This is a genomic window from Longitalea arenae (genome assembly GCF_016924755.1).
Classification (GTDB): Bacteria; Bacteroidota; Bacteroidia; order Chitinophagales; family Chitinophagaceae; genus Niastella; species Niastella arenae.
On sequence record NZ_JAFFJX010000005.1, the window covers coordinates 282,282 to 303,186 of the forward strand.

Annotated in this window: 9 protein-coding genes; 4 read left to right on the forward strand and 5 right to left on the reverse strand. The window is 43.0% G+C overall.

The features are described from left to right. Positions 1-60: 60 nt before the first annotated feature. From JT717_RS13860 to JT717_RS13875, 4 genes are all read left to right on the forward strand, one after another. On the forward strand, positions 61-4,380 hold the full coding sequence (locus JT717_RS13860; RefSeq protein WP_205511075.1) for an RHS repeat domain-containing protein: 4,320 nt from the start codon (positions 61-63) through the stop codon (positions 4,378-4,380). Between the two features lie 700 nt (positions 4,381-5,080). Further along, entirely contained in the window at positions 5,081-11,206 is a 6,126-nt protein-coding gene (locus JT717_RS13865) for a DUF5977 domain-containing protein (protein WP_205511076.1), read from the forward strand. Positions 11,207-11,246: 40 nt separating this feature from the next. Further along, complete coding sequence (locus JT717_RS13870) at positions 11,247-15,704, forward strand: RHS repeat domain-containing protein (protein ID WP_205511077.1); 4,458 nt, start codon at positions 11,247-11,249, stop codon at positions 15,702-15,704. A gap of 9 nt (positions 15,705-15,713) precedes the next feature. Beyond that, on the forward strand, positions 15,714-16,127 hold the full coding sequence (locus tag JT717_RS13875) for a hypothetical protein (RefSeq protein WP_205511078.1): 414 nt from the start codon (positions 15,714-15,716) through the stop codon (positions 16,125-16,127). 199 nt (positions 16,128-16,326) lie between these two features. Here the strand turns inward: JT717_RS13875 and JT717_RS13880 are convergent, their stop codons facing one another. Genes JT717_RS13880 through JT717_RS28810 form a run of 5 tightly spaced genes read right to left on the reverse strand, consistent with a single transcriptional unit; the run spans position 16,327 to position 20,905 of the window. Further along, positions 16,327-16,830 carry a hypothetical protein gene (locus JT717_RS13880; RefSeq protein WP_205511079.1) on the reverse strand — a complete coding sequence of 168 codons (504 nt, stop codon included), beginning with the start codon at positions 16,828-16,830 and terminating at the stop codon, positions 16,327-16,329. 6 nt (positions 16,831-16,836) lie between these two features. Continuing rightward, positions 16,837-17,202, reverse strand: coding sequence for a hypothetical protein (locus JT717_RS13885; RefSeq protein WP_205511080.1), 366 nt, complete (start codon positions 17,200-17,202; stop codon positions 16,837-16,839). Further along, entirely contained in the window at positions 17,189-17,734 is a 546-nt protein-coding gene (locus JT717_RS13890) for a hypothetical protein (protein ID WP_205511081.1), read from the reverse strand. Before JT717_RS13890 ends, JT717_RS13885 begins: the two co-directional genes overlap by 14 nt. A 1-nt stretch (position 17,735) precedes the next feature. Beyond that, positions 17,736-18,974 carry a PilN family protein gene (locus JT717_RS13895; RefSeq protein ID WP_205511082.1) on the reverse strand — a complete coding sequence of 413 codons (1,239 nt, stop codon included), beginning with the start codon at positions 18,972-18,974 and terminating at the stop codon, positions 17,736-17,738. Positions 18,975-18,976: 2 nt separating this feature from the next. Then, positions 18,977-20,905: a type II secretion system protein GspD gene (locus tag JT717_RS28810; RefSeq protein WP_205511083.1), complete on the reverse strand. Its 1,929-nt coding sequence runs from the start codon at positions 20,903-20,905 to the stop codon at positions 18,977-18,979.

Consider the following 20,905-nt stretch of genomic DNA (forward strand, 5'->3'; position numbering starts at 1 on the left):
AACCACTTTTTGAAGAACCTGAAAACCTTATATATGCTATTTGCTTCAACCGCTTCCCATATGAGAGCAGTAATTCTTGTTTTGATGCTCATGCTGGTACAGTTTGCATCTGCAGGTGTGCCTGGTTATGATGATAAATATCCCATGGGTTATAGATTTATTGCGGGTTATAATAACGCATATGCAGAAATATGGCCAGCATGGTTACGCGAATGCGACAGCCTCAACCGCATTTTATCGGGACCGCTTGCCGCAGGCGATGTAAGTAACCGGTGTCAACCGGCCTATGCAAACTGGCTGGAATATGCAGGTGAAGAAGCAGTATCGGATTTTATAGGCGGCTATTTTTTCATTGATGCCAATGCGCTATATACATTCAGGGATCCAAGCATCCGGTTGTACCAGGCTTATGAAAGCATAACATTTGATATAGGGTTTGAAACAGCGGTTGGCGATGAGTTTACCGCGGAGATAATCCCCCTGGGTTCACAAGTGCCGGCGCCTTCTAACAACACAGGCAGTGCCAATAGTGACATGAATTGGGTATTGGCAAAAAGCTTTGATGAAAATGGCAATGTAATCGGTGAGAGCAAACAATTTTTTGATAACAGCGGCCGGCTCTTGCAATCACAAACCAAAGCAAAATACAGAAAAAATGCAACCACTGCCTATACACACGTATTTGCAAGCCAGCCAGTACGGGATGCGCATGGCAGAGATGCCATGGCAACTATGTCGGCTCCTATAGACAACAGCGAATTTATTTATAAGCCCGATTTTGTTCGTAACAGCAGTGGGGGGAATTATGATTACAAAAATTTCGACCGGTTTAATCCTGCCGGCATTGAAACAGATAAAACTAATAACCCCGATCCGGTAGGTGGACAAAACGTCCCGGGCACTTTAGGATGGTATTATAGCGCCAACAATACCTGGGAGCCTTATACCCCAACCACGGAATTCCCTTACAACCGGAAAACATTTTATGATGACGGAACCGCGACGGCAAAAAGAATAGGTGGTTTAGGAGAAGCATATAAAATGGGTAGTGGACATGAAATCAGTAATACTGTAACGCCTGTTTTAAATGAACTGGACCATTATATACAGATTCGTAATAAGTTCTTTAGTTCTTCAGAAATGGGCGAGCTTCCCGGGGAATTAAAGAACGGAGCGATACAATTGATCTCGACTGACCCCAATGGACGATTATCAATTATTATTAAAGACAGAGGAGGCAGAACCCTGATGACGGCCCGCCCGGGCAGTGAGTTGAGAATAAGCAATTTGGCGAAGGTACCCGATGGCGAACTCTTCTTTTTCAAGACGTTTGCATCAAGTACTGTTACATTAAGTTCGGCTGTTAATCTGATTAACAGAGAAACAGGCGAAACTATAAATATAGGAACAAGCGGAACTGTAGCGGCGGGCAATTATAAAATAGAAAATACAAGCTTAACAGACCTGTTCGTTACCTACAGTAATTCTTATTCAGAGGTAAGCTATAGCTTTTATAATCAGTTGGGCCAAATGGTAGCAGCCATTGCACCGGAGGGTGTTAAAAAGTTATTTGGAAGCGGTTTAAACAGTTACGGTACAAAAACTGATATTCCTTTCATTTCTTTTGTAGAATATGATGTACAGGGCCGGCCCGTAAAAAACAGTACAACAGACGGCGGCGCAGCAGAATTGGTATACCGTAAAGATGGAAAATTGAGATTTTCGCAGAATGCAGTACAAAAAGCCAATAACAGGTACAGCTATACAAATTATGATCAATTTGGGCGACCGGTTGAAAGTGGCGAGTATGATGCTGGAACGAATGGTATTGCATTCAATAGTGATCTTACTGTTGCAACTAATCCCATGCGTGATATTCTTGAAGATATAAGTGTAACGGGTGGGTTGATCAACGGCACCAAAAAAGATGTTATCATGACTTTGTACGATGTTGTTGATCAAAACCCCGGTGTGGGTACATACAGTCAAAATGCGGAATACCTGGGTGGTGCAGTTTCGATGACCAAAAAGTACAGCAGTATTGTAAACAATACGCCCAGTAGTGCCGATATTGTTAGCAGCAACTGGTATAATTATAATGAAGAAGGTAAAGTTGTATGGTGTGTACAATATATAAAAGGTCTGGGCTATAAAACAACTGATTATTCTTATGATGTACAGGGACGCCTGATCAAAAAAGATTATCAAAAAGGGGCGACAGGCACCGAAAGGTTTATTCATTATTATGAGTATGATGCTGTTACTCAAAAGTTATGGAAAGTACGTACGAGTGTTGATGATATAACGAAAATATTGCAGGCTACTTATGTCTATTACCTGCATGGACCTTTAAAGCGGATAGAGCTGGCCACTGATTTACAGGGTATAGATTATACTTATACATTACAGGGTGCGTTAAAAGCGATCAACAACAGCGATAAAACAAAAGACCCCGGTGGAGATGGTGGCACTGCCTTCAGTACTGATGCGTTTGGGATGGTGCTGGATTATTTTCCGGGCGATTACAAGAATAGCCGTACTACCGGTATACAACCATTACAGGGTGTAAATACAACGGCAATAGGGGCCGATAGCTATAGTGGAACTATAAAAGCCATGACCTGGTTTAGTAAAAAACCGGCATCGGCAGTTGGTTCCAACCCTGCTATAGAAGACCCTGCCACTTATATATATCAGTATGACGATAAATACCAGTTTACAGAAAGCACCTGGGGTACAGGTATTAATTTCGGCAATATACCGGCTACGTTTGCTCAAACCGGTTTCAATAAAGAAACTGTTAAGAACCCGGCCAATGGGCTTCCGGCTTATGACGCCAATGGAAACATCCTTTATTTGCAGCGTACTGATGCGGCTGGTGCAATCTCAGAAAATTTTACATACAACTATCTGCCCAATACCAACAAGTTGCAAAGTGTGGTGCATAATGCTTCCAGTACGCCGGAAAACTATGCTTCTTATACCTACGATCAAAAGGGACAGTTAACAGGTGAAACCAATACATTTAAAGGGATTAACCAGTCTAAATACATTGAATACAATGTGTCTGGAAAAGTGGTGGCTGTTTACCGGGATGGACTTAAAAGCCAGAAAGTGGTGGAATATGTGTACGATGAAACGGGTAACAGGATCATTAAAAGATCGTACAGTGGCGGTCAACCATTACAGATAACTTATTATGTGGGATCGGTGATCTATACGCAGCTGGTTACCAATGGAACGCCCGGTGCTATAACTCCACTGGAATATGAAATAAGTGGTGGCGGTGGCAGGCTGGGCACTTTTTACCGGCAAATACCAGTGTATGCTTATGAAATGACTGATCACCTGGGTAACGTGCGGGCAGTAGTGGCAAAAAGTGCCAGCACCATGGAAGTGCGTATGTATACGGACTACTATCCCTATGGTGGAACTATCGGTGGAAATCCTACAGATTACCGGCATGGCTACCAGGGACAATATGCTGAAAAGGATGGTGAAACCGACTGGAGTGCTTTTGAGTTGAGAATGTATGATAGCAAAATCGCCAGGTGGTTGAGTGTTGATCCCAAAAAACAATTTAGTTCACCATATATTGGCATGGGGAATGATCCGGTGAATGGAGTTGATAAAGATGGAGGATTTTGGCAGGAGCTTAAGAACTGGACTCTTGGTCGGGGATGGATGTCTAACGCTGCATATAATTACGTAAAGTCATTAGAAGGTCAGGGGTATGAGGTTCAAAGTGAGTGGGTAGGGAGTAGATTGAAGGGACATCTGAATGTTTCATGGAATAGCAACGAAACAGGATGGGTCCGGCTCAATGATGATACCTGGTCGTTTATGATCGATAATCCAACCGGACACGGGAGATCGTTCAATGCCATACAGGATTATTTTGTAACAACTAAATCTGGTCAGGTCTACGCCATGTATTTGGATCTGGAATTGAAGGTAAATGCCGGATTACAATTTGCAGCTCAACTGCCATTTAATATTGCTAAAATTGATCTTAATATAATAAGCTATGATTTGGCAAAGTATAGCTTCGTTGACAGGCAATTATACCATGTATTTGATAAGAAAGATAATATGACCAACTTAAAATTTTCGTCGGAGATTGGTATGGGATTAATAGGTTTTGGCGGAAGTTTAGGTGGAGAATATGCCCCAAAGCAAGGCTTTGAATTATCTGCTGTGGCAACTAATTTTGGAATTGATGTTGAATTGACTAAGAATTTAATGCAAAAGGAAGCGGGAGCTGTAATGGGGTTTGGATTAAGTGCGAAAGAAGCTTTGATTGTTGGCATTGAATCAAAAATGTATTTAAAAAATGAACTAATTCCTAACAATGACATTAATGGCTGGCTCAAAAGATAAAAACTCAAAAATCTTTGTTACTAACAGAAATAGAAGATTCTTTTTCTTCTTATGTGTTGCGGGCATTATCTATTTGTTATACGATCTATTGTTTAATGAACAGGATACAATTGACGTTTCATTGATTCTTTTATTTGTATTTCTGTTTTTGGGTATTTATTTTATAAGTTTTATCGACGTGTTGTTATACGAAGGTTCCCAAGTGATTTTATATACGATTTTGGGTAAACAAATAAATTACAGGCGGGTTACTAAAGTTTCATTACTACCTGTTTTTTCAAGTTTTGGCAGTCATATAAATTCTATATATGTTATAACGTACACAGATGCGAATGAGAAAGAGAAGAAAAGATTAATATGTGTTCCCGGGACTAAATCTGACCTATTCGAGCGTGTACGAAAAATACTCGACGTGTAATCGTAAAGTTCCGACAATAGGGTGTTTTTATTTTTTACAATCGTTACAGCTGTTAAATCGTAAACCAACAACCCGGCGGAATGGAGCTATATGAAATTGCAATGTGGGTCAAAAATCCAAAGCCGGTTTGCACCGGCTTTGGATGTGTGCGGGGCATGCATATCAAGCTCTAGGGTGAAGCCCCGAGTGTGTTCATATTGCTTTCGTTGTTTTCCCGTTCAAACGCCTCCTTTAAAGATCATTGACCTGATATCAATTAAATAAACCCAGATATCCCTATTTATGCTGCAAGGTAAAAGAACCCGCAGGATGATAGCGGCAACGCTATTGACCATAATGCTCACTAACACATTAGCTCCCACTGTTACCTATGCGTTGACCTCCGGCCCAACGGCGCCGGAAGCTACCAGTTTTGAACCGGTAGATACAACGGATATGGTGAATTTACAAACAGGTAATTTTACCTATAATTTACCATTGATAGAAGTGCCCGGTCCAGAAGGCGGTTATCCATTGTCTTTGTCTTATCATGCCGGTATTCAAACCAACGAGGATGCATCATGGGTAGGGTTGGGCTGGACCCTCAATCCCGGTGCTATTAACCGCAATGTGAACGGTTATCCCGACGACTGGCAGGCGTTTAAAAGCACAACCCGAGAATATTGGGCAGGCGGTACCCATGTAACTTATAGTCCCGGGGTAAGCATCGGGTTGGCCAACTCACCGCTTAGTGTAAACGTAGGCCTGTCATTTTCTAATGATACGTATCAGGGTTTTGGAATGACCATGGATGTGGGAGTAGGAATTTCTGCGAGCCTTGGATCTTCTCCATTACTTGGTAATATGAATCTTGGCGTAAGCAGCTCTGGCCAGGGGGCATTGAGCGCTGGCATTGGCGCGGGTTATACTTCCGCAAGCGGATTAAGTGGTTCGGTAAGTGCCAATGTGAGTTCCAATTTCGAGTCGTTGCAGGCAGGATTTACAGGCGGAATGGGTATTGGGGGCGCTTCTTTGTTACAGGCGTCCATGGCAACCAATGGCGACAAGCCGGTGCTTACAACCGGCGGTTACTCATCCTCGGTCAGCAGCAGTACAAATGCCCAGGTACAAACCCATAGTTCGGGCTGGCATATAGATGTTCCTACACCAGTGCCCGGTTTGAGCGCTTCATTTGGCTATAGTAAAACCAGATACTGGACAGACGAAACTACCGACGTTACTACCAAGGGAAGTATTTTCAATGATTGGAATGGGCAGGATAATGTAGCATATGATAGTTATTCATTGCTGGTTGATCCCTCAGAGAAAAGTTATATAGCTAATCCAGATCCTACAGTACAACAAGGTGGTGCCTTTCCTGCTTTTGATAATTATGAGGTAAATGCGCAAGGCTTGTCTGGCAATATGCGGCCTTACCAGTTCCAGGGCATGGTGTTTGGACAAAACAGAAAAACCAGCAACACATGTTCCGGCGCTAATTGCGATCCGGGTTACAGCACACGTTACGCATCACCAAACACCAATCCAACACCCCAATTCCGTTTTGTTGGTGATTTTTCTAACAGGTATTTACAGGGAGATGGCCGTTACAGTGACAATAACATGAATGCTAACTCATTGTTATATGGCCAGCCAATGCCATTTACATCAGCTACAACAGGCGATGGCACCAATAACAACGGATTCAAAAATAATCAACTGGCTGGGTCAAAGCATATTGAGGTAGGTATAAAAATACAACCAAACCAAAGCCAACGGCTTGGTTATAATAAAGCCGACCGGTTTAAGGATGGCATGATAGAAGGCTTCACAATCACCAACAGCAGTGGGGTAATGTATACTTTTGGTTTGCCCGCCTATACATATAATGAGGAATCTTACCAGGAAAAAAGAAACCAGCCGGCAGACAAACCTTCTTTTAACCGGCAAACAAAAAGTGCGCCTTATGCATATACCTGGTATTTAACATCCATTACCGGCCCTGACTATGTAGACCGGAACGGAAATGGCCCTGATGCAGCGGATTGGGGCTATTGGGTGAATTTTGAATATGGAAAATGGGCGGATAATTATGCATGGCGTACTCCATCGGAAGGCTACAATGCTGATGAAGACAATGAATGGCAGAACTGTTCCATGGGTTATAAAGAAGTGTATTATTTGAATGCGATTCGAACCCGTACGCATGTCGCCTTGTTTGAAAAAGAGGTGCGCGCCGATGCCAAAGGATCATCGCCAACGATATTTGATAAAAAATCACCGCATCCTACATATAAGAATCCGGGCGCTTTTGATGCACAATCAGTGTTATCACTTCGTTTATCGCACATCTATCTTATGAATGCAAGCGATGGCGGGTATGTTACACCATCTTCGGGCACACTAAATGGCAATGTATTGGATGCTACGGATATTGATGCCAAAGGCAGGACAAGTGTAGATGCTAAGGCAATACGGACAATCGACTTTTACCATGATTATTCGCTATGCCCCCTTACGCATAATAGTTTTATTCCAGATGGTTATTGGGAGGCGCCCTGGCAGGGCAAATTAACGTTGAAGTACATTTCCACCAGAGGCCGGAACGGTCATCTTTTCCCGCCCATAAAATTTGAATATGATCCTGTAGAGGATGCGGTTCAGGCGGAGGCGGAATTGACCAGTGCTTCCTTTTCACCTATTAGTTTTACGACCACGAATAATGGTTTCAAGGTGGGGGATTTAATTATGAGCCCTACCCTCAATACTTACCTTGGTGTTATTGTTGCAAAATCCGGAACCGGCACCTATACTTATACATTGGCGAATGGTAGTGCTTATTACTTTCCCAATGCTGTAAGCACTGTTACTGTTCGTACAACCAAGAATCCTGCGTATAATCAGGACGCTTATGATGCCTGGGGCATGTATAAAAGTGATTTAAATACTGCTTTACTGGCAGCTGATTTAAGCCAGGGCCGTAGCACTTCAGCTATTTCTGCATCAAGTGTAGACGCCTGGTCACTGCGATCGATCACTACCGAATTAGGCAACAAGATCAAAATAAATTATGAGCCTGACAGCTATTACATGCCGCAAACGGAATACAATAAGCAATCCCTGGTGATTGATAAAATAGACATTGACCCGTCGGCAGGCACAATGACATTGCGTGTAGATAAAGGTGGTGATAACACAATTAACTTGTCTGACTCATACCATGCAAACGATAATGTAAGCGCGGTACTATTAATGGATTATTACCCGAAAACGCAATCCGACGGCGATGGTTGGGGTGGTTTAGTAGTTGATACCAGAACTTCTTTACTGGAATTTTGTGACTTCCGGGATAATTATCCCTCTGATCTGGGAAAGAATCTTGGGAATTATCCAAAGCATCACTTAAACGGTCCCTTAAGAGTGCTAAATGTAGACGACGGGAGCAATACTATTACTGTTGAATGTACTGACCAGTTTTTGTTGGGCAATCAGAAAAAGGGCGTTACCAATTACCGGGGCGCCAATAATTTTCAACTTACGAATTATGTCACCCGTAAAAATACCTTCGGTGGAAATTTGTTTATAAAGGCAAACCGGGCTATGCAAGGTGGGGGTATAAGAGTTGGATCAGTGTCGGTGGTAGAAATGTTTACAGGTGTCGTGAACACCACGAAGTATGATTATAATTCCCAGGGAAAATCTTCCGGGGTAAGTGCTTATACGCCTTCCTTACCACAACCCTATTACAATTTTCCGGCTTCCAATCCTTATAATAATGCAGGTGACATATATATAGGTCCGGCCGTCAATGTCAATAATGACCACCTCAAAAACTTTTATGTTCCATTTTTCAAAAAGACTTTCCTGAAGAATAACGGTATTGTATTTACGCTGGGCCGGGATCTGCCGCCGCCAGGCGTTATGTATGGAAATGTAACGGTATCCAATTACATAAAGAATCCTGCAGAGAATGAGGCCAGAAAGATGGAAAATGGCAAAACAGAATTTCAGTTTGAAGTATTCAGGGAAAACATGGTGGCGCGTGTTGAGGATGTGAATACCAGGCAAAATTCCACAGTAACCACCGATAAGGGGTATACATGGGATCAGTATGTGAGGTATTATTCCCTTTATAAGTTCATTTCCTGTTTGGGGAATACCAAACGAGTAATTCAATACGATGAAAACGGGCGCAAACTAACCGAAACGATCAATGATTACCTGCATGATGGTCTGTTTGATCAAAATCTTGATGCCAGGAGCTTCTTTACTCAATATAAGACCTTGCTGGCTGATCCAAAATATAACTCACAGGGTTACATAAAAGAGCGGTATGGAGAAGTTAAGTATGTAGGGTATCAAAAAGAGTATTTTGATAACGGCATCAGGTCGACGATCGCCAGTAAGGAGGAATTCCCCTGTATTTCCAAAGGTCAAAGAGTGATCAATTATGTAAATGGCACCAGCACCAGAACCGAAAATCTGGCGTATGATTTTTACAGTGGTGATCTTGTTAAATCGGTAGAAACGGATGCTTATGGAAACCATTTTATGACTGAAACAGTGCCCGCCTACCGGAAGTATGCCAATACAGCGCTTGGGCTGAAAATTAACGGCACTTCCAATTTAAATATGCTTACGCAAACAGCTGCCAAATACCTGCGCAAAGTGGAACTGGTTAACGGTAGTTATGTTGATAAAGGGTTGGTATCGGCCAGTGTCACCACCTGGAGCAACGGGGTAAAGGTAATAGATGCAGATGGGAACAGTTATATTCAGAATAATGCCACTGACGGCAATATCTGGCGTATTCAGTCGGCCTATAGTTGGTTACCCAATGGTAAAACCATAGATGGGTTATCGGCCAGCTTTACAGATTTCAACTGGAGCGCTCCTAACGCATCGGTGCCCGAATGGAAAAAGACATCTGAGATCTCATTATACGATGTGCATTCTCATGCGCTGGAATCGAGTGATATGAACGGAAATTATACAGCAATGAGGATGGATTATGGGAATAAAAAAGTGATACTGAGTGGTGCTCTTTCCAAATATGACGAAATAGCTTTCAGTGGAGCTGAGGATGCTTCGGTAGAACAATTAAATAATGCATTTGTAAAGAAAGCCAATGCGGTAGTGTCCACAGATGCTGCGCATACAGGTAATAAAAGCCTTAAGCTGGGCGGCTCAGGCAATCAGGGATTCGTATATACCGTAAGCACAGATAAATTAACGGCCGGCAGAACATACATTGCAAGTGTATGGGTTAAACCGGTATCAGGGGGCACATCTGATGTGAAATTATATTATACTGTAAACGGCGTTCAAAAAAGTTCTGCATCATCGGGCGCCCCCGGCACAAAAATGGCCGGTAGCTGGAGCCTGCTTAATTGGATTATCGATGGAAATGACATTGTTCCGGGAGCTACGTTGACGGTTGGTTGCAGGAACGATGCGGCGATAGAAGCCTATTTGGATGATTTTCGATTCAAGCCATTGAACGGGAGTACATCGGCATATGTGTATGATGCGTTCACCGGGGAGCTTACTTATATTCTTGATAACAGCAACCTGTATTCTAAGTTTGAATACGATGCAGCGGGCCGGCTGATGAGAACATACCGTGAAAAGATAGGTCTTGGTCAGATAAAAACAAATGAGTATCAATACAACTATGCAAGACATTCCGGCATTTATTATAATGAGGAGCAAAGCGAAATATTTACGAAAAATAATTGTATGCGGAATATGGAGCCTACGAGTGTGACGTATACAGTAAAATCTCGTAAATACTTTTCTGCCATAAGTCTCGACGATGCGAATAAAAAAGCTAAAGATGAAATAAATGCAAATGGTCAAAGTTATGCAAATTCACGTGGCCAATGCTGGTATTATAATGACGAGCAATATGGCGATTTTACGGTTTGCGGGGGCTGTGGTGGCGGTTCTGTAAGGTATGTGGTACCCAAGGGTAAATACAGAGATGAAGCTAGTAAAGAAATAGCCAATCAAATGGCAAGAGATGATGTTGCTGCGAACGGACAGAAATGGGCGAATGACTACGCCGCTTCTCATCCTGAAATATGTTCATCATCTTCAAATGTTACTCTTGTCATAAAAAATGCATGGCTTCCAATGGGAGGTGCAATACCGTATCCTATTAAAGTGTCACTGTTAAATCCTGAAACAAACGTAGCATGTGGTGGTGAGTTTTTGTGGCCACAAGGTAGAAATAGTAATAGCGAAACTTATAAAATTCCTGCTGGTAGATATCGACTTAAATTCTCTGTTCCACCTGGCTGGGAGAGTTATCCCGCTTTGGAATACAATCTGTCACCTAATGGAGGTCGCACCTCAAATCCCAATGGTGAATTTTCGACGACGTTTGAAGCGGGAGTAACTTATACGCTTACGGCGGGTGATCTTTAAATGTGATAATAAACTTAATCAAAACTCGAAGACCTTATATATGTTATTTGCTTCTACCGCTTTTCGTATCAGAACGGCAGCGCTTGTTCTAATGATCATGATGGTACAGTTTGCAACAGCAGGTGGGCAAGGCTATGCTGATGCCAAACCCGTGGTAAAAAGATTTGATTTCGATAACCCATACACCGTAGGGTGGCCTGCCTGGTTACAGGGCTGCGACAGCTTGAACCGGATTTTATCAGGACCGCTTACGGCTGGCAATGTAAGTTACCGGTGGCAGCCAGCCTATGCAAACTGGCTGGAACATGCAGGTGAAGAAGCGGTATCGGATTTTATAGGCGGCTATTTTTTCATTGATGCCAATGCGCTATATACATTCAGAGATCCAAGCATCCGGTTGTACCAGGCCTATGAAAGCATAACATTTGATGTAGGGTTTGAAACAGCGGTTGGCGATGAGTTTACCGCGGACATAATCTCCCTGGGCTCACAAGTGCCGGCGCCGTCTAACAACACAGGCAGTGCCAATAGTGATATGAATTGGGTACTGGCAAAAAGCTTTGATGAAAATGGCAATGTGACCGGGGAGAGCAAACAATTTTTTGATAACAGCGGCCGGGCCTTGCAATCCCAAACCAAAACAAAATACAGGAAAGATGCAACCACTGCTTTTACGCACGTGTTTGCAAGCCAGCCGGTACGGGATGCGCTGGGAAGAGACGCCATGGCAACTATGTCGGCTCCTATAGACAACAGCGAATTTATTTATAAGCCCGATTTTGTTCGTAACAGTAGTGATGGCGCGTATGATTATAAGAATTTCGACCGGTTTAAACCTGCAGATTTGGAAACAGATAAAACTAATAACCCCGATCCGGTAGGTGGACAAAACGTCCCGGGCACTTTAGGATGGTATTATAGCGCCAACAATACCTGGGAACCTTATACGCCGACAACTCAATATCCATTTAGCCGTGTAACCTATTATCGCGACGGCACCGGTAACACAAAGAAGTCAGCAGTTGCCGGAGAGGTCTTTAGAATGGGTAATGGCCATGAAGTGAGTAATTATGTTACGCCTGTAGTAAGTGAGCTGGATCATTATTTACAGGTGCGCAATCAGTTTTTCCCTGCTGCAGAAATGGGATCATTCCAAACTACCATGGTAAATGAAGCCATCCAAACAGTATCAATTGATGCCAATGGTAGAATGGGAATACTTATACAGGATAAAGGGGGAAGAACGCTGTTCTCGGCCCGGCCGGGAAGCGACCTGGTGGTAAACAATGCGGCCAAAGTTAAAGGTGGAGAAATATTTTACTTTAGGCTCTTTACTGCTGGAACCGTAACCCTTAGTTCTGCTTCCAATATTTTTTATAATATGGAAACGGAGCTGCCGGTAAACATTGGCACGGGCGGTTCTGTAGCAGCAGGATACTACAAAGTGGTGAATACGGGAACTTCATTGCTGACAGTGAACTATAGCAATGGGTATACTGACATAGCTTATGACTTTTACAACCAGTTAGGTCAACTGGTCGCTACCATAGCACCTGAAGGGGTGAAAAAATTGTTAAACGGAGGCCTGAATAATTATGCTACGAAAAATGATATTCCTTTCATTACGTTGAGCGAATATGATGTTCAGGGGCGGTTGGTAAAAGCTACTTCCACTGAAGAGGGAATCAGTGAAATGATATATCGCGCTGATGGAAAGATCAGGTTTTCACAAAATGCAGACCAAAAAATTAACGGCCGTTACAGTTATACAAATTATGACAAGTTTGGAAGAGCGATTGAAAGCGGAGAATATAAGCCGGAAGCAGGTGGTATTCCTTTCAATAGTGATCTTACTGCGGCTACTAATCCTATGCGCGATATTCTGGAAGATTTTAGCCCAACAGGTGGATTGATAAACGGTACCAGGAAAGACGTGATCATGACGTTATATGATGTCGCGAATAATAGTCATGGAGTAGCATATCTTCAGAACGAAGAGTTCCTGGGCGGTAAGGTAAGTATGACCAGAAAGTATGCCATTATTGCAAACAATTCTCCTAATAATTCCGACCTAATAAGTGGCACCTGGTATAATTATGATGAAGAAGGAAAGGTGTTGTGGACAATTCATTACATAAAAGGCCTGGGCTTTAAAACAACCGATTATACCTATGACAACCTAGGCCGCCTGGTCAAAAAGGATTTTCAAAAAAACCCTCCTGCTTCTTCTGCTGAGCGCTTTATTCATTATTACGATTATGATCCTGCTACCCAAAAACTATGGAAAGTATTTACCAGTGTTGATGATGTAACGAGGGTGCTGCAGGCTACCTATGTATACTATCTGCATGGACCGTTAAAACGGGTAGAACTGGCTACTGATCTGCAGGGTTTAGATTATATCTATACTTTGCAGGGCGCTTTAAAGGCTGTCAATAACAGCGACAAGTTTAAAGATCCTGGGGGCGATGGTAGTAGCAATGCTTTCAACGCCGATGCCTTTGGAATGGTGCTGGATTATTATCCCGGGGATTATCAAAACAGCCGTACAAGCGGTATACTACCCATCAAAGGAGTAAATACGCTTGGCTTTGGAGCTGATAGCTATACAGGTGATATAAAAGCCATGACCTGGTTTAGTAAAAAGCCCACTGCTATTGCTGGTTCAACGCCTGGCGTAGAGGAACCTACCACCTATGTTTATCAGTACGATGAAAAAAGCCAGTTCACCGAGAGCACATGGGGCACAGGTATCAATTTCGATAATACGCCGGCTACATTCACACCAACCGGTTTGAATAAAGAGATTGTTAAGAACCCGGCTAATGGCGTTTCTGCATACGATGCTAACGGGAATATCCTGTATCTACAGCGAACAGGTAGATTTACTGATAATTTTACGTATAACTATTTAAATTCAACAACCAACTCCGGTAGCGTAAACAATTATAATACTAACAAGCTAGAAAGTGTAATACACAATGCTGCTTCCGGCACACCTGAAACATATGCAAGATATATATATAATAACTCGGGGCAATTAATTACTGAGTTAAATACTTTTGGCGGTACAGATAAGTCCAAATACATTGAATATAATGCAGCAGGAAAGGTCATAGCGATATATCGGGATGCGTTGAAGATTCAGAAAGTAGTGGAATATTTATATGATGAAACAGGTGATCAGGTCATAAAAAAATCGTACAACGCCGGCCAGTTATCTCAGATCACCTATTATATGGGATCTGTGATCTATATACAGCCTGTGACCAATGGAACGTTGGGCAATATAACAGTACAGGAATATGAAATACAGGGTGGCGGTGGCCGTCTTGGTACTTTTTACCGGCAGATTCCTGTGTATGCTTACGAATTAAACGACCATTTGGGTAATGTGCGGGCAGTAGTAGCAAAAAGTGCCAATACCAATACTCTGGAAGTGCGCATGTATACGGATTATTATCCTTTTGGTTCGGAGATCAGGGGCAACGGAGATTACAGGCATGGTTATCAGGGACAATATGCGACGAAGGAAGCTGAAACTGACTGGAACGCTTTTGAATTAAGAATGTATGACAGCAGGATCGCAAGATGGTTGAGTGTTGACCCTGCTGGTCAGTTTCACAGCCCATATGTGGCCATGGGAAATAATCCTGTATCAGGTACAGATCCCGACGGCGGATTTGCAAGCTGGCCCGGAGCTCTATTTAACCAATTGATTACGGGTAACAGAGGTCATATTTATAAAAGTGGAAAACAATGGGGGTATAATTGTGAAAATTGCGGGGTGACGGACGGAAGCGGCGTTTCCTTTATCTATAGGAATGGGCAGTATAATCGTGCCAGGCATGAGGAAAGAGATAGACGGATGAACGCGGTTAATCTGGAATTTGTCAGGCAGTATGACTATAATGCACTAAACCATAATCAACCCACTATTACCCCAAATTACTATAATAAAGGCCAGATAATAGTATCTGATGGTATGGGTGGAACAAGAGCGGTGTGGAATGAAGCTATAGAAGCGCCGATGATCGATCCGATAGATTTTGGAGTTGGAATTGTTTCAGCGTTTTATAAGACGACCGGTAAGGCTGCTGTAGCTGGATCAATTAACTTCATGCAAAGCAATGACAAATTCTTTATATACGCAAGCAGGGCTGCGCCAAAAGAAGGATATTTGGATGTGATAATACATGGTTCGCCTTTGCTGGTTGAAACAAAAACAGGACATTTGGTGAATCACAGAGTTTTGGCAGCAATGATCAGGAATAATCCAGAATTCCAAGGACAAAGTATAAGGCTCCTTTCATGTAGTACCGGAGCATTACCAAATGGATTTGCTCAACGACTTGCTAATAAATTAGGAGTAAAGGTTTTAGCACCCACTGATTTGGTTTGGGCTCATCCTAATGGTACCTTAACAATAGGGCCTACAGCATTGTCAAACACTGGCACATGGGAATCTTTTTTTGTTGGAGGAAGATGGAAACCTTAAATATTAATAATGGACAACTTCATGACTATTCAAAACTGGCCATATAAGTGGTATGGATTCTGGAAAGAGTATGGCCCTAATTACGCTAAATATCCAAGCGCTTTTGATTTTGTTGACAGGAAACGAAATCAATCTTATGATAAGGTAAGACTAAAGGAGTATTTGGATAAAGGGATTGTCGTAGTTTCAACGAGTAGATTGAATTTCCCATCCCCGTTTACTGGTAAACCAGGTAGAGGAGCTATTTCATATAGAACAGACGGCACATGGATTTGGTTTGATGATTTGTTTGAATATATTGATGCACATGATTTGGCTATTCCTGATGAATGGTATGAGCATATTAAAAGAAATAACTTTACGGTGCCTGAAATTAAATACGAAGATCTTGATTTAGAGAAATTGCCTTTACCAAGCCTGTAAATTAAAGCGTGAGATCATCAAGAATTGATGGTCTCACGCTTTAGATATAAGCTCTTCGTTTTCCGGCACATTGCACGTTTATTCCCAAAATCAGCAGTTTATTGTAAAATGAGGGGCATAAAAGTGACTGCAATGCGACTTAATTACATTAATAGCGTAATTACTAATGCTGCCTATTGGTCTCTGCCAATAGGTTTTTTTAGCCACACCTTTGAATTGTAATATTCTTATTCTTATACCTGATAACAATCATCTCCGCACTGATCTTCTGCACCACATACCCCTCCACCTTATCCTTCTCCCGCACCAGCAGCTCCTTACCATTCAACGTGATCGCTCCCAGTTTTATCTTCTTTTGTGGATTCGAGATCATGCCTTCGTACTGGATCGTCCCTTCTTTATATACTTCCACCGGCGGTTTCACTACAACAGGGGCTGGCATTGGCGCTGCCACCGGTTGCGACAAAGGCGTAACTTCCGCATCCACCGTATCAGTGCCCGGAATAAACGGATCGGAATAATCGGCGATCAATGTAAAGCTGTCGGCAGGAGCTGCATAAGCTGCTGTCAGCGTATTGGCAGCTTTGATGGCCGGCATATGCTCGTCAGGGCTCAGGCCATCTACAACCCTGTAGATGATCAGACCCCATACGACCACTACACCGCCGATCAGTAAATATTTTACAGGTTTTTGGTTGCTCATGTGCGCTTATTGAATGGTTAAATTCCAGGCTTCGCTGTAATTCGATACGGTGCTGTTATTCTTTGCCCGTACCCGCCATTGGTAAACACCTCTATCCAGCTCCAGCACTAATAACTGCCCGGTCACCGGCGTATCGGCTACTACCTTTATTAAAGAATCGAACCGCGGTGCAACCACCTGAAGCTGGTATTCGGTAGCACCTTCCAGCTCCTCCCAGTAAAAGCTAACCGCAGAATCCGCCGGCACTCCGTTATTGACGGGCGCTTGTAATACCACCGTTTTATCAACCAGTGATCTTTCCAACACTTCTTCACAGCTATTTAAACCGGTCAATAGAACGCCCAGCAAAATAAGCCCCTTAGTTTTTATCATATAATTTGGTTACAAGATTTTGAATATAGATGATGCAGTTCAAATGGGTCTCCCCCTTATTTACATCTGTATAACTTTTAAATTGCACCGCGCTTACCCGGCCAGCCTTCCATCGTGTTTCCAGCTCATATACCAGCTTTAAACAATCCAGGTATGCCCCTTCTACATTTACATACCGCGTCAATACGGGCAGGGTGTCTGTTGGTGAAACAGGGTAGGGCACATAATCTTTCAATATCAGGTTATGACTGTTGCAATAGTTACCTACTATGCTCAACAGGTTTTTTGCATTATCCAGGGTGTCAAGCACAAAAGGTTCCAGTTGGGCGTTCAGTTGTTTTTCTTTTTGTTCCAGCAACATACCCGATGGCGTTTCGGCGCCCGGTTGCGAGGCTGCCAGTTTATGTTCCTTATAAGTGCGGTATTCGGCCACTGTGCGGGCGATGGACAACTTATAACAGATCACCAGCGCGAGCACTGCTGCAGCACCCAATAGCTTTATTTTTTTTCCGTATGATAGCTTCTTCCACATGTTACCTGGTAATGATTTCTAATGAAAAGGTGGCGGTTTCTTTCTCCTTTTTATACAAATAGTTTTTCAGCGCCACAGTTTTAAATTCCGGGATTATTTTCAGGTTATTCATGAACTGGTTTATCTCAACCGGGTTTTCACAGGTACCTGTCACCTGAATGGTATCGGTTTTAAAATGCAGGACCGGAAAATCACCTGATGCATTTCCTTTCAATGGATAGATGGTCATTGATGTTAATAAAGTATTGAACGGGGTCAAACTGGCAATACGGTCTGCATACAAACTGGCCCGGCAGGGTTTAAACCAGCCGGACCGGTTCAAAAAATCTTCTTTTTTCCTGAGCCGTTCCTGTATAACGGCCGCCTGTTCTTTCTTTTCCCTGGAAAAAACCTGGCTTACCTGCAATTCCTTATTCCGGTTGAAATAGTAATTGTAAATGAGAAAGTTTACCAGTAAGATCAGAAAGATGGCCGTGAGTAAAGCCAATCCGGCGAACCTGTACAGTTTTTGATCCCTGAATTCGCTTCGCTCATTTATCAGGCTGGCAGACTGCAGTGCCGGCGCATGGTGCAGTGAGCCGGTAAGCATTTGAACGGCGGCAGCAAAGGCGAGTACATAGGCCGGACGAATATATTGATCACCGATGGAATACTCTGCCGTTCTGAACGGCTCATTATCCCGGGCATCCAGGCTATCAAAACCGGTTATCTTTTTTTCTGCATTGATCTGCAATGAGAAAAGACTGGTAAAAATGGTCGACTGGTCGTCGAGGTAAATAAAAGGCAATACCTGCATAACCATCTCAAAGCCCAGCGATGCCTGCAGAATAGTAAAGCCTTCTTTTTGTAAAGCTTGTATGAAAGATTCAATAATCTCTTTCCGGGCAATGGCTACCACGGAAAAATCGCCGTGGGTATGGGCACTAAAATAAAAATCAGCCGGATTGGCATTGGGCAGTATGGCTATTACAGCATTCTCAATGGCTTGTGCACCGGCTATTTTTTTTACCAGGATCCCTTTACCGTTGAATACGACGCTCAGGGGTATTTTCTTGTCTGTTTTTTTAGCCAGCTCACTGATTTGCGTAATGCCTGTTGCTTCCTGTTCACGAATGATCCTGTTCTTCTTACTGCTTATAGTAATACAGTTGATCGTATACCTGCCGTCTGGAAGAAAGATCACTTCCAGGCCGGTTGCCTTATTCACCTGCACTATTTTCTGTTCAAGCGGCTGCCACATACTTAGTAAATAATAGTTGGTTTTATAAATACAACGCTCACTGTTTTACTGTTGACTCGGGTACGGCTGCTAAAAAGCCACTTCAGCACGGGTATCCTCGACAGAAACGGTATCCCTGACCCTTCATCGCTTTTCTCCGTTCTTTCAATACCTCCCAGCACTACCATTTCATCATTTCTCACCCTGATAATCGATTCGAATTTGCTGCTGGCAGAAGGGGGCGGCGCATTTTCCGATTCACTGGTCAGAAAATCAGAAATATCGATATCGATATTTAAAGTCACCTGTTCGTCTCCGGATACAAAAGGCTTTATGCCAATAGACATATTGGCTTCTATCGGAATATACTGCTCAGTTACGATCGTATTGGGATTCAGCGAACCAACCGTGTTCTGGGTTTTTTGAACGTAATACCGGGTGCTTCCGATACTTAGTTTGGCATTGTGCCCATTCAACGTCGATAGCTTCGGGGTTTGCCGAAGGTTGATATTGCTGTTTCCTTCGAGTGCCTTCAATGAAATATAAAAATTAGGCGATACCCTGCCTATATTGAAGATATTGTTGAGACCAATCTGTTGAATGAAGCGGTTCACGCTGGCTGAACCCATGGTAAAATCAAGTCCACCGAGTAAGGTGCCGCCCGTTTTTATGGAATCTGCCACACCCATTTTGATCCCGGTCTCAATGGTTTTGCTCTTTCGCACATCCATTAAAATAACTTCTATCAAAACCATGGGAACGGTTCTGTCGAGGGCTTTTACAAATGCTTCAATTTCCTTGATCTGGGGTTGGGAGCCGCTTAGCAAAAAACTGTTTAACTCTTTGAATTCTTTTATGTCAACACCCTGCTTCAATTCCTGCGGAATTACCGCCAGCAGCGAGTCTACCGAACGGTACTTTAACTGGATCAGCTGATGCGCGCGCAAACCTTCATTTTGCCGGTCGCCGATCATATAAATGCCATTTGACACATTATAAGTGTATTTGGTTCCCTGTAAAACAAAAGTGAGCAACCTGTCGAACTCCATATGCTGTACATGCGCTGTTGTGTTGCCCTGCAATTCGGAATACACAAAATAGTTGATGCCTGCCTGTTCTGCTATTTGCTTGATAATGTCTTTTATGGGTGAATTGATAACGTTCAGGGAGATCAGCTGTTTGCCGGCGTTCTGTAAAATGTTGATGCTGCTGCTCGAATTGCCGGAATTGTTTACCGTTCTTACGGAAAAATTAGGATTCCCGATCGGGTTGGTTTTAGCGACAATCTCTTCATTCTGCTTCAGCGGTTCAAGAATGTAAACGTCGTCGTTGGTCTTATTTAATTTAAACCCGTTCGTAATAGCCAGTTTTTCCAGCGCGTTCTCCACTGGCAAACCCTGGATATACCCGGTTACTTTTTTATTATAGATCTCCGGTTGAACGATCACATTTTTGCCGGAAACCTGCGTGATCTTTTTGGCGACGCTTAACAACGTATCCTCGCGCAGATCCATCGTGAGCGCCTGGGTAAGTGTATTGAAATTAACAAGCAGCTCTTTGGGGGGCGGCGGCTGATTGGCCAGTGGATCTTTGTATGGGAAGATCGATATGATGCTCCCGGTAAAGGTGAAATCAAGATTGTATTCTTTGGCCAGGTACAGCAGCACGGTCATTACTTTTTCATCTGAAAAATAACTGGTGATGCGCTGGTTGAGCGAAGGATCAATATTCAGGTTCAGACTGTGGGTGCTTGCCAGTCCACGTAAAAATTCTTTTAAGGTCCCGTTTGAAATAGAGGTTTCTACCGTTTGGTTAAGACCAGGTACGTTCGGCGAAAGATCGGTCAGCCTTTGTTGTATGGTTTGCAGGCGGGTGCTTTGCGCAAACAGCCCTTCGCTACAAAATAGAGATACGGTTAAAATGGTCAATACTGCTACAAATCTTTTGATCAC